The 12,583-nt window shown below is 48.5% G+C and carries 10 protein-coding genes; 8 read left to right on the top strand and 2 right to left on the bottom strand.

Annotated elements, in window-relative coordinates; genetic code table 11:
- Positions 1-5 precede the first annotated feature (5 nt).
- Entirely contained in the window at positions 6-1,505 is a 1,500-nt protein-coding gene (locus tag B3850_RS09490) for a CoA-acylating methylmalonate-semialdehyde dehydrogenase (RefSeq protein ID WP_053952719.1), read from the bottom strand.
- Positions 1,506-1,574: 69 nt separating this feature from the next.
- On the opposite strand from B3850_RS09490, the gene B3850_RS09485 reads away from it, so the two are divergent.
- Positions 1,575-2,453 (top strand): EamA family transporter, encoded by an 879-nt coding sequence (locus B3850_RS09485; protein WP_286872962.1) that lies wholly within the window; start codon positions 1,575-1,577, stop codon positions 2,451-2,453.
- A 21-nt stretch (positions 2,454-2,474) separates the two neighbouring features.
- On the opposite strand, the gene B3850_RS09480 is transcribed toward B3850_RS09485, so the two are convergent.
- Entirely contained in the window at positions 2,475-3,656 is a 1,182-nt protein-coding gene (locus B3850_RS09480) for an acetyl-CoA C-acyltransferase (RefSeq protein WP_286872959.1), read from the bottom strand.
- A 78-nt stretch (positions 3,657-3,734) separates the two neighbouring features.
- Here B3850_RS09480 and B3850_RS09475 point away from each other — a divergent pair, with 78 nt between their 5' ends.
- The 7 genes from B3850_RS09475 to B3850_RS09445 are packed head-to-tail and all read left to right on the top strand — an operon-like array spanning position 3,735 to position 12,582.
- Positions 3,735-4,154, top strand: coding sequence for a MerR family transcriptional regulator (locus B3850_RS09475; RefSeq protein WP_053952722.1), 420 nt, complete (start codon positions 3,735-3,737; stop codon positions 4,152-4,154).
- The gene (locus B3850_RS09470; protein WP_058579346.1) at positions 4,151-5,320 is read left to right on the top strand and encodes an isovaleryl-CoA dehydrogenase; all 1,170 of its coding nucleotides are present in this window, start codon (positions 4,151-4,153) and stop codon (positions 5,318-5,320) included. The genes B3850_RS09475 and B3850_RS09470 overlap by 4 nt, the downstream gene beginning before the upstream one ends.
- Before the next feature lie 14 nt (positions 5,321-5,334).
- Positions 5,335-6,942 (top strand): carboxyl transferase domain-containing protein, encoded by a 1,608-nt coding sequence (locus B3850_RS09465; RefSeq protein ID WP_286872953.1) that lies wholly within the window; start codon positions 5,335-5,337, stop codon positions 6,940-6,942.
- A gap of 16 nt (positions 6,943-6,958) precedes the next feature.
- Positions 6,959-7,744, top strand: coding sequence for an enoyl-CoA hydratase-related protein (locus tag B3850_RS09460; RefSeq protein ID WP_286911683.1), 786 nt, complete (start codon positions 6,959-6,961; stop codon positions 7,742-7,744).
- 14 nt (positions 7,745-7,758) lie between these two features.
- Entirely contained in the window at positions 7,759-9,729 is a 1,971-nt protein-coding gene (locus B3850_RS09455; RefSeq protein ID WP_286872947.1) for an acetyl/propionyl/methylcrotonyl-CoA carboxylase subunit alpha, read from the top strand.
- A 2-nt stretch (positions 9,730-9,731) separates the two neighbouring features.
- Positions 9,732-10,637 (top strand): hydroxymethylglutaryl-CoA lyase, encoded by a 906-nt coding sequence (locus B3850_RS09450; protein ID WP_286872944.1) that lies wholly within the window; start codon positions 9,732-9,734, stop codon positions 10,635-10,637.
- 1 nt (position 10,638) lies between these two features.
- Positions 10,639-12,582, top strand: coding sequence for an acetoacetate--CoA ligase (locus tag B3850_RS09445; protein WP_286911682.1), 1,944 nt, complete (start codon positions 10,639-10,641; stop codon positions 12,580-12,582).
- Position 12,583 lies beyond the last annotated feature (1 nt).

Below are 12,583 nucleotides of genomic sequence, written 5' to 3'. Positions count from 1 at the left end.
CCCTACTACCTAAGGTTAATCGACATATTTGGACCGGCGACTTCATCAATGTCGCTCTCGAACCAGCGCGCCGTCACAGTTTTCGTTTCGCTATAAAAACGCACCGCTTGCTTACCATAAGCGTGGAGATCACCGAAGAATGAACGCTTCCAACCAGTAAACGAGAAGAATGGCAGAGGTACCGGAATTGGAATGTTAATACCCACCTGACCGACTTCAACTTCGTGTTGATATTTACGAGCAGCCGCACCGCTGGCAGTAAAGATAGACGTACCGTTACCGTATGGGTTGTTATTAACCAGCTCTAACGCGTCATCCAGGCTATCGACTTCTGTCGTACATAAAACCGGACCAAAAATCTCAGTTTTATACACTTCCATATCCGGTGTGACACTAGAAAACACAGTCGGCCCTACCCAGTTACCTTTTGGTAAACCGTCAACTTCACAGTTGCGTCCATCGACTAAAAGCTTAGCGCCTTCTTTTTCACCTTGAGTAATTAAGGCTTCAACACGCTCTTTCGCTTGTGGGCTAATGACAGGACCGTAGGCTGCATTCTCGTCATTCCAGGCGCCCGGGCGAACTTTTGCGATAGCTTCAGCCACTTCTGGAATCCACTCTTTCGCAGCGCCAACAAACACGGCGACAGAAATTGCCATACAACGCTGACCGGCTGCGCCAACCGACGAACCAACCAAGTTATTGATAACTTGCTGTTTGTTAGCATCCGGCATAATAACGCAGTGATTTTTCGCACCCGCAAACGCCTGAACGCGCTTACCGTTTTCCGTACCACGGCGGTAAATGTATTCAGCAACAGGTACCGAACCAACAAATGACAATGCACGGACATCGGGGTGATCGAGCAAGAAGTCGACTTGCTCTTTATTACCATGTAAGACCTGCAGAACGCCCTTTGGAGCACCCGCTTCTTCAAACAGCTCGACCAAACGCGTTGGTGTTAAAGGATCTTGCTCAGACGGCTTAAGAATAAAGGTATTGCCACAGGCAATTGCCAACGGGAACATCCAAAGCGGAATCATTGCCGGGAAGTTAAACGGTGTAATACCAGCGCAGACGCCTAGCGGCTGCGTATAGCTGTATGAATCAATTTTGCGAGCAACGTTCTCAACCGTTTCGCCCATTAATAACGAAGGGATATTAGCTGCGTGTTCAACCACTTCAATACCGCGCCAGACATCGCCTTTTGCGTCTTCAAATGTCTTGCCGGTTTCCTGAGCCAGGATTTCAGCAATTTCTTCCTGATGCTCTTTAAGCAGTGCTTGATAACGCATCATTACGCGAGCACGCTCTGATACAGGTACTTCTTTCCAGGTTTTAAACGCTTCGCGCGCGCTCTCAACCGCTGCTTCCATTTCACTTTGAGTGGCAACGGGCGCTTCGGCGATAACTTCCTGTGTCGCTGGATTGGTGACAGGAATCCACTGTTCCGACTTCGAGGCGACAAATTCGCCATCTATGTACAGAGGCACTTTCTTAGACATAATTCACCTTCTTGTTGTGTTATTTTGTTCACATCATAATGAACGAATTTAGTTAAGTGAGCCTTTAACGTGACCCTCTTAATTCTGATTACTTTGCTTTGGGCCGCCAGTTTTTCTCTCATTGGCGTTTACCTTGCCGGACAAGTTGACGGTTATATTGTTGTTTTTGTGCGCATGATTTTAGCACTGTTAACCGTTCTACCCTTGTTCCGTTGGCGGCATTTATCGCCCAAAAGTGGGCAGCTACCTCAACTGACTAAGCTGGCCATTATTGGCGCCGTGCAAATTGGCGCCATGTATTTATTTTTGTATCACGCATTTTTGTATTTGAGCGTCGCTGAAGTGCTTTTGTTCACTATTTTTACGCCGCTCTACATTACTCTTATTGATGAGCTTATACTCAACCGCAAGCACTTACCCCTCCTATGGTGGGTAGCAGCAGCGGTCTCTGTCGGTGGCGCTGCCGTTATTCGCTATCAACCATTGTCCGATGACTTCATCACTGGCTTCTTTTTAATTCAAGCAGCCAATGCGTGCTTTGCCTTAGGTCAAGTTGCTTACAAGCGTCTACCCACAGGTAAAACCCTCGCCCAAAGTCAGCAGTTTGCCGCCTTTTTCTTTGGCGCCAGTGTCATTGCCGGGCTTGGCGTATTATTTTTCGCCGACTTTAACCTATTGCCAACCACTAAGCTTCAGTGGGGTATCTTGCTCTGGTTGGGCATTATTGCCTCCGGTCTCGGCTACCTTGGCTGGAATCTGGCCAGCAAATGGGTTAACACCGGGCAACTTGCCACCATGAACAATGCGCTCATTCCTGCCGGAATTCTAGTTAATGTCTTATTTTGGGAGCAGTCTTTCGACTATACCCGACTTATTAGTGGCGCTTTAATTATCGTACTTGCTGTTTGGTTAGCCGGGCGCGCTCATAAATTGAAGCCCGCCGGCTAACTCGTATAGGCGTATGCCCAGTTACATCATTTCCACTGCCAGAGCGACGGCTTCGCCACCACCAATACATAGCGAGGTGACACCGCGCTTCTGGCCTTTTTGTTTCAGTGCATGTAGCAGCGTTACTAATAAGCGTGCACCACTTGCACCAATTGGGTGCCCTAATGCGCAAGCACCGCCATGCACGTTGACTTTAGCTGGGTCTAATTTCATTTCCTGAATAGCCAACATAGTGACCATGGCAAAGGCTTCGTTAATTTCCCATAAGTCGACATCGTCTTTTGTCCAGTCTAACTTGCCAAGCAGAGAGTTCATTGCGCCAATAGGAGCAACAGTAAACTCAGACGGAGCTTGCGAGTGTGTTGTGTGGCCCATAACTCGCGCCAGCGGTTGCAGGCCTTTGGCTTTAGCTTCACTTTCACGCATTAAAATAAGTGCAGCCGCACCATCGGAAATAGAACTGGAGTTAGCCGCAGTAATAGTGCCGTCTTTTTTGAAAGCTGCGCGAAGCTGTGGAATTTTATCCAGGCGCGCTTTACCAGGTTGTTCATCAGTGTCTACCGTGACTTCGCCTTTGCGAGTCGAATAAGTCACCGGCGTAATTTCACCGTCAAATAGGCCATCTTTAATAGCTGCCTGTGCCTTGGTTAATGAATTAATGGCAAACTCATCCATTGCTTCACGGCCAAGGCCGTATTCATCAGCAGTACCCTGAGCATAAACGCCCATTGCCTTATGCTCATAAGCGTCTTCCAGCCCATCAAGCATCATATGATCAAGTACCTGTCCATGCCCCATACGATAACCGCTACGACCTTTTGGTAGCATATAAGGTGCGTTTGACATACTTTCCATGCCACCTGCAACAACGACATCGGCCGAACCAGCCTTAATTAAGTCGTGCGCCATCATTGCCGCTTTCAAGCCCGAGCCACACACCTTGTTAATGGTAGTCGCGCCTGTAGAGCGAGGTAAATCTGCGTATAGCATCGCCTGGCGAGCCGGAGCCTGACCTAAGCCAGCGGGTAATACATTACCCATGATAACTTCTGAAATATCATCGGCAGTTAAACCGCTGTTACTAAGAGCTGCTTTTATCGCTGTCGCGCCCAAGTTGGGTGCTGACACATCACTCAAACTGCCCTGAAAACCGCCCATTGGCGTGCGGTTGGCCGCCACAATAACGATGGAATCGCTTGACATCTTTCCTCCAAATGCACTTTACGTTAACGTAAACTTCCTCTAAGCTTAGATCCCAGAGCAACCAAAAAGCAAGTACCGATGAACAATAAAATTACCTACAGTATTGGTGAACTGGCAAAGCAATTTGACATTACCACTCGTAGCATCCGCTTTTACGAGGACGAAGGCCTGCTTTCACCAAAGCGACAGGGCCAGCAGCGCATCTATACCAATAAAGACAGAGTCCGTTTAAAACTCATTTTACGGGGCAAACGTTTAGGCTTTTCTTTGGCTGAAACGCGTCGCTTATTTGAGCTTTATGACGCAGACAACAGCAGCGCTGCGCAGTTACAAAAGGTACTTGAGCTTATCAGTGAGAAGAAAGTCTCACTCAAACAACAAATGGAAGATATTAATGTATTGCTGACGGAACTCAGTGGTCTGGAACAACGTTGCCAGGACGAACTTGAAGCCATTCAGCAGTCAACATCCAAAGTTCACTCTCAGGAGTCGTTATGATTAGTCAATACACCACTTTTAATTTTGGCCTCGGCGAAACGGCCGACATGATCCGTGAGCAAGTTAATGCTTTCGCTCGTGATGAAATTGCACCACGCGCTGCAGACATTGACGAGAAAAATGAATTTCCAAGCGATTTATGGCGTAAGCTTGGCGACATGGGTCTACTTGGCTTAACCGTTGCTGAAGAGTACGGTGGTTCGGGTATGGGCTATCTTGAGCACGTTATCGCTATGGAAGAAATTAGCCGTGCTTCAGCGTCAGTAGGTCTGAGTTACGGTGCACATTCAAACCTTTGTGTGAACCAAATTCACCGTAATGGTAACGAAGAGCAGAAGAAAAAATACTTACCAAAGCTGTGTACCGGTGAACATGTTGGTGCTCTTGCTATGAGCGAACCTAACGCCGGTTCGGATGTTGTCAGCATGAAGCTGCGTGCTGAGAAAAAAGGTGACAAATACGTTCTGAATGGCAACAAAATGTGGATCACTAACGGTCCGGATGCCGATGTTTTCGTCATTTACGCAAAAACGGAACCTGAGAAAAACTCTCGAGGTATTACTGCGTTTATCGTTGAAAAAGACACCCCTGGGTTCAGCCAGGCGCAAAAGCTCGACAAACTTGGTATGCGCGGTTCAAACACCTGTGAGCTGGTATTCGAAAACGCTGAAGTTCCTGAAAAGAACATTTTGGGTGAGCTTAACGAAGGTGTCGCTGTACTAATGAGCGGTCTGGACTACGAGCGCGCAGTTCTTGCAGCAGGGCCATTAGGCATTATGCAAGCATGCTTAGACGCTTGCGTCCCTTATATTCACGACCGTAAGCAGTTCGGCAAAGAAATTGGCGAGTTCCAATTAGTGCAGGGTAAAGTTGCTGATATGTACACTCGTACTAATGCAGCTCGCGCTTACGTTTACGCAGTAGCCCAGTCTTGCGATCGTGGTGAAACCACTCGTAAAGACGCAGCCGGCGCAATTTTATACGCCGCTGAGTTAGCCACTCAATTAGCCTTAGACGCCATTCAATTATTAGGCGGTAACGGTTACATTAATGAGTACCCAACAGGTCGTTTGTTACGTGACGCAAAACTGTACGAAATAGGCGCGGGCACATCAGAAATTCGCCGCATGCTGATAGGTCGTGAAATCTTCAGCGAATCCAAATAACGGGAGGCTGCGCTGTGGCAATTTTATCGAGTAAAGTAAACACTCGTGATGAGCAGTACACTGCAAATTACGAGTCGATGCAGGTTGTGGTTGACGACTTGCAGGAAAAAGCAGCACAAATACACCAAGGCGGTGGTCCTAAGTATCAGGAGCGCCACTTATCTCGCGGTAAATTACTGCCTCGTGACCGTATTAATAAATTATTGGACGCTGGCTCGCCATTTTTAGAAGTGGGTCAGTTTGCGGCATGGGACTGCTACGAGGACTATGTACCTTCTGCCGGCGTTGTTGCTGGTATTGGTCAGGTCGAAGGCACCGAGTGCATGATCATCGCCAACGATGCCACCGTGAAAGGCGGCACCTACTACCCCCTGACCGTTAAAAAACATTTGCGTGCTCAGGAAATTGCCGAGCGCTGTCACCTACCTTGTATTTACCTAGTTGACTCTGGCGGCGCTAACCTGCCCCGTCAGGATGAAGTATTTCCTGACAAAGAACATTTTGGGCGTATTTTCTTTAATCAGGCCAACATGTCAGCCAAAGGCATTCCGCAAATTGCAGTGGTTATGGGTCTTTGTACCGCGGGCGGTGCGTACGTACCCGCGATGGCGGATGAAAGCGTTATTGTTAAAGAGCAAGGTACTATTTTCTTAGCCGGTCCCCCGCTAGTTAAAGCGGCTACGGGTGAAGAAGTTTCCGCCGAAGAGCTTGGTGGCGCCGACGTGCACACTCGCATCTCCGGTGTTGCCGACCATTTTGCTCACAACGATGAGCATGCTTTAGCTTTAGCACGCCGCTCGGTAGCACGCCTTAACCGAGGCGAGCCAACTCAGCTGGATCGCCAACCATCAAAGCCACCGCGTTACGACGCCAAAGAGCTGTACGGCATTGTTGGTACCGATTTGCGTAAGCCTTATGACGTTCACGAAGTCATTGCGCGCATTGTTGATGATTCTGACTTTGATGAATTTAAAGCCAACTACGGTAATACGCTGGTGACAGGTTTTGCCCGCATTGACGGCTACCCCGTTGGTATTGTCGCGAATAACGGTATTTTGTTCTCCGAGTCGGCGCAAAAAGGTGCCCACTTCATTGAGCTTTGTGCACAGCGTAAAATTCCACTGGTGTTCTTACAAAACATTACCGGCTTTATGGTCGGTAAAAAGTACGAAGCCGAAGGCATTGCCAAACACGGCGCGAAAATGGTTATGGCCGTTTCCTGTGCGAAAGTTCCTAAGTTTACCGTCTTAATTGGTGGTAGCTATGGCGCCGGTAACTACGGCATGTGTGGTCGCGCTTATGATCCAACCATGATGTTCATGTGGCCAAATGCCCGTATCTCAGTTATGGGTGGCGAGCAAGCCGCCGGGGTTATGGCGCAGGTCACCAAAGACAATTTAGCGCGTAAAGGCGAAAGCTTAAGCGACGAAAAAGAACAAGCGCTGAAAAAGCCGATTGTTGAGCAGTACGAAAAACAAGGTCATCCGTATTATGCGTCTGCTCGATTATGGGACGACGGTATTATCGACCCGGCACAAACGCGCGAAGTTCTGGCACTAAGCCTTGCCGCTTCATTAAATGCACCGATTGAAGACAGCCGTTTCGGCGTCTTCCGCATGTAATCGGAGGTTATTTATTATGGCAAAGTACACCAATCTTGATATTGACGATAAAGGTGTTGCGACGCTGACATTAAACCGTCCCGAGGTTCATAACGCCTTTGACGACGTCATGATTTCAGAATTGCTTCAGGCGTTAAAAGACGTCGAAGAGAGTGAACAGGCTCGCGTTCTGGTACTACGATCTGAAGGCAAAAACTTTTCTGCCGGCGCAGACTTAAACTGGATGCGCTCTATGGCGGATAAAAACTATCAGCAAAACGTTGAAGACGCCGGAGAGCTTGGGCTGTTAATGGAGCGTTTAGATTTGCTCAGCAAGCCAAGTATTGCGTTAGTACAGGGTGCCGCTTTCGGCGGTGCCGTCGGTTTAGCCGCTTGTTGTGACATTGTACTGGCGCAACCACGCAGCAGCTTTTGCTTGAGTGAAGTAAAGATTGGACTCATACCAGCGGTTATTAGCCCTTATGTAGTCCGCACTATTGGTGAAAGACAGTCTCGTCGTTACATGCTCACAGCAGAGCGCTTTTTCGCTGACGAAGCACAGAAACTCGGCTTAGTGAATGACGTTGTCGACGACTTTGAAGAGCCACTAAATAATTTACTCGATGCGCTGTTAGCCAACAGTCCTCAAGCCGTAACGGCCTGCAAGGAACTTATTCGCAACGTTGGTTCGCGTCCTATTAATAAAGACGTACGCGAACATACTATTAAAGCCATTGCGGAAATTCGCGTATCGGATGAAGGTCAGGAAGGCTTAAGTTCGTTTTTAGAAAAACGCCCTGCTGCCTGGCTCAATAAGAATTAAACACAGGTCCCATTATGATCAACACATTACTGATTGCGAACCGTGGTGAAATCGCTTGCCGTATTATTTCAACGGCAAAGAAAATGGGCATTCGAACAGTCGCCGTTTATTCCGATGCCGACCGTAACGCCCGCCACGTTAAGTTAGCTGACAATGCCGTTCACATTGGCCCTGCCGCTAGCACAGAAAGTTATCTGCGCAGCGACAAAATTATTGCCGCAGCTAAACAAACCGGTGCCGAGGCTATACACCCCGGTTATGGCTTCTTATCAGAAAACGAAGACTTTGCTGACGCATGTCAGGCAAATGACATCATCTTTGTTGGGCCTCCGGTTGCTTCTATCGCCGCAATGGGCTCGAAAAGCGCCGCCAAAGCCATAATGCAAGACGCCGGAGTGCCCTTAGTTCCTGGGTATCATGGTAGCGAGCAGGACACTGACACACTCAAGGCTGAAGCCGAAAAAGTAGGCTTTCCACTGCTTTTGAAAGCCGCATACGGTGGCGGCGGTAAAGGCATGCGCGTCGTCGAAAACATGGGTGAGTTTGACGAAGCCTTAAGCTCAGCTAAGCGCGAAGCCAAATCCTCTTTCGGTAACGACAAAGTACTGTTGGAGCGCTTTATTCGAAATCCACGCCACGTGGAAATTCAGGTGTTTACTGACGAACACGGCAACGCCGTTTATCTGGCTGAGCGTGACTGCTCTGTACAACGCCGCCACCAAAAGGTACTTGAAGAGGCACCGGCACCTGCGCTTACGGAAAAGACTCGTAAGGACATGGGCGAAGCTGCCATTCGTGCGGCTCAGGCGATTGATTATGTTGGCGCCGGCACCGTGGAGTTCTTGTTTGATCAAAGCGGCGAATTCTACTTTATGGAAATGAATACCCGGCTTCAGGTTGAACACCCTGTTACAGAAATGATCACTGGGCAAGACTTAGTAGAATGGCAGTTATTGGTCGCTTCAGGTCAACCGTTACCGCTTGCTCAAAACGATATTCAGGTTAACGGCCATGCGTTCGAAGCACGTATTTACGCGGAAGATCCAGACAACGACTTCTTACCGTGCACCGGCACCATCAACCATTTGCGCACACCCGCTGAAATAAACGGTGTACGTATCGATACCGGCATTGAAGAAGGCGATGAAATTTCTGCTTTCTACGATCCCATGATTGCCAAGCTAATTGTCTGGGATACCGACAGAAGCCGCGCTCTACTTCGTCTGCAAAAAGCATTGCGCGAATACCGGTTAACAGGGCTGACAACCAATGTCGACTTCTTGCACCGTTTAGCATCGCACCCGGAGTTTGTGAATACGAATTTGACCACTGAGTTTATTCAGCAGCACCAGGACGCCCTGGCACCTGACAGCTCAGTGAATTATCAGCAAATTGCGACGGAAGCTGCGCTGTTCGATATTATTCAACGCCAACAGCAACGTGGCAGCTCTCCGTGGCAAAGTGGTAACGCATTTAGAGTGAATTCAGCAGCTACGCACAGCATTCCGTTGCAATTCAATGATGACCATTACACCATTGCGCTGGTTGAGACTGGAAAGGGTGAGTTTACTCAACACATCGATGAAGAGAGTATTCATTGGCAAGTATCTCTGACCGATGACAAACTGACCTTAACGGCGGGTGACATGCGTTATTCGCGCTATGTCAGTGCCGACGACCAACAAATTACTGTCTTTACCGACAATGGCCCTGTCACTTTCCATCGTCACCGTGTCGCTGATACCCTTTCTGATGATACAGCGCATGGCGGACACGTTGCGCCGATGAACGGCACTATTATGGAAGTCCTGGTGACTAAAGGTGATACCGTAGAAAAAGATCAAGCGCTTGTCATTATGGAAGCCATGAAAATGGAGTACACCATACGCGCTGGCCACGATGGCGAAGTCACAGATATATTCTTTGCCGCCGGTGATCTTGTCAGCGACGGTGATGAACTCATCGCAGTTAGCGAAGCGGAGTAGTTATGGCTATTGCAGAGCAGATTAAAATTGTTGAAGTGGGTCCTCGAGACGGCTTACAGAATGAATCCGCTGTTTCTGTAGACGCTAAAGTCACTCTTATCGAAGCTCTGGCGGATGCGGGTCTTTCGTATATTGAGAGTGCGAGTTTCGTCAGCCCAAAATGGGTTCCACAGATGGCTGACAGCACAGCGGTTATGGAAAAAGTGACCCGTCGCTCGGGAATCACCTACGCGGGCCTTACCCCAAATCTAAAAGGCTTCGAGGCTGCAGTGGCAGCTAATATGGATGAGGTAGCTGTATTTGGAGCTGCCTCTGAAGCCTTTACACAAAAGAATATTAACTGCAGCATTGACGAGTCGCTGGAGCGGTTCAAGCCTGTCATTGCAGCGGCAAAAGATAAAGGCATTCCTGTTCGTGGTTACGTTTCTTGCGTGCTGGGCTGCCCATACCAAGGTGAAGTGCCACTCGATAATGTGGTTAAAGTCGCAAAAGCCCTGTATGACATGGGATGTTATGAAGTGTCTCTGGGTGACACCATAGGCGTAGGCACCCCGCTTAAAGCTCAGAAAATGTTGGCAGCGGTAGCTGAGCAAGTACCCATGGAAAAACTCGCCCTGCATTTCCATAATACTTACGGACAAGCATTAGCCAATATTATGGCCTGCCTGCCCTTAGGTGTTGCGACTATTGACTCTGCCGTTGCAGGCCTTGGTGGCTGCCCTTATGCTAAAGGCGCAAGTGGTAATGTTGCCACCGAAGATGTGGTCTACATGCTAAACGGTATGGGTGTAGAAACAGGCATTGATTTAAATAAGCTAATCGCAGCGGGCGCAGGTATTTGTGAACACCTAAGTCACGGGCCTCGCTCACAGGTAGCCATTGCAGAATTAGCAAAACGAGGGGAATAAAATGACTTCAGAAGCATTGTGGCAACCGTCAGCGGACACTATTGCCAACGCCCGCATGACCGACTTCCTGCAACAGGTAAACACGGAAAAAGGTTTAGCGTTGGCGAATTATCACGACCTTTATCAGTGGTCTGTTGATAATGATGAAAGCTTCTGGTCAATGATTTGGGACTATTTTGATGTTATTGGCAAAAAAGGCTCTACCGTTGTAGCCGATAAAGAAAAAATGCCTGGCGCCAAATGGTTTCCCGAAGCAAAGCTTAATTTTGCGGAAAACTTGCTGCGACATAAAGATAATAAAATTGCGTTAATTTTCCGCGGTGAGAACGGTGCCCGACAGCAACTTACGTATGCCGAGCTGTATAAAAGAGTTGCAGGCCTTGCCGCCGGGCTTCGTAAGCAAGGCGTAACAGCTGGCGACCGCGTTGCGGCTATGATGCCAAACTGCATAGAAACCATTATTGGCATGTTGGCAACCACCAGCATAGGAGCTATTTGGTCGTCGTGCTCTCCCGACTTTGGTGTGCAAGGCGTGCTGGATCGCTTTGGTCAAATAGAGCCGAAAGTCTTAATTACCGTCGACGGCTATTTCTACAACGGTAAAAACCTCAATATTAAAGACAAAACCGCCGATATCGTTAAAAAAATTCCTAGTATTGAAAGAACTGTCATTGTTAACTTCAGTGACCAACAAGAAACCTTCACCGGCGATAATGTCGTTTCATGGGACGATTTTTCCGACAGTAGCGCTACCCAAATTGAGTTTGTCGAGCGCGACTTTAACGACCCGCTCTATATTATGTTCTCATCCGGCACAACCGGGGTTCCTAAATGCATTGTGCATGGCACCGGAGGAACATTACTACAACACCTGAAAGAGCACGGTTTACACACTGATCTCGATACCGAAGACAACCTCTTCTATTTCACCACCTGCGGCTGGATGATGTGGAACTGGTTGGTCAGCGGTTTAGCCGTTGGTGCAACCTTAACCTTATTTGACGGCTCTCCGTTCGCGCCAGAGCCTGAGTTCTTGTGGGACGTCGCTGACGAAGAAGGCATTACTGTTTTTGGAACCAGTGCTAAATACCTTGCGGCACTTGAAAAAGCCGGTGTGAAACCCAGAGAAAGCCACCAACTGGAAAAACTAAGAAGCATTCTGACAACAGGGTCAGTTTTGCCCCCTGAAAGCTTTGACTACGTTTATCGGGACATCAAAAAAGATCTTTGCTTGTCTTCTATCTCAGGTGGTACTGACATCATTTCATGTTTTGCGTTAGGCTGCCCTATTCTGCCGGTTTATCGCGGTGAGCTTCAGTGCCGGGGCCTCGGTCTGGCGGTCAATATCTATGACGACAGTGGCAAGCCGATACGCGGCGAAAAAGGCGAGTTAGTTTGCGAGAAATCATTCCCTTGTATGCCCGTAGGCTTTTGGGGCGATGACAACGGGGAACGTTACTTTAACGCTTACTTTGCTCGCTTTGACAATACATGGGCGCATGGTGACTTCGCCGAGTTAACCGATCACAATGGCGTTGTAATCCACGGCCGTTCAGACGCTGTGCTTAACCCTGGCGGTGTTCGTATTGGCACAGCTGAAATTTATCGCCAAGTGGAAAAAGTTGACCAAGTCCTTGAAAGTATCGCTATTGGCCAACAATACGATGGCGACGAACGCGTCGTTCTTTTTGTTAAATTACGCGAAGGTATTGAGCTTACCGACGAGCTCAAGCAAACTATTGCCAAAACCATTCGTGCAAATGCAACGCCGCGGCATGTGCCAGCCGTTATTTTGCAGGTTGACGATATACCCCGTACTATAAGCGGTAAAATTGTCGAATTGGCTGTGCGTAACGTGGTTCATGGTGAGCCCGTTAAGAATACAGACGCATTAGCGAACCCTGAAGCACTCGAATATTTCAGGGACAGAGAGGAGTTACGCTAAG

It is taken from the genome of Idiomarina sp. UBA4520, assembly GCF_002388365.1.
Classification (GTDB): Bacteria; Pseudomonadota; Gammaproteobacteria; order Enterobacterales; family Alteromonadaceae; genus Idiomarina; species Idiomarina zobellii.
The sequence above is the reverse complement of the archived record's forward strand: the minus strand, read 5'-3'. Positions and strand labels throughout refer to the sequence as shown.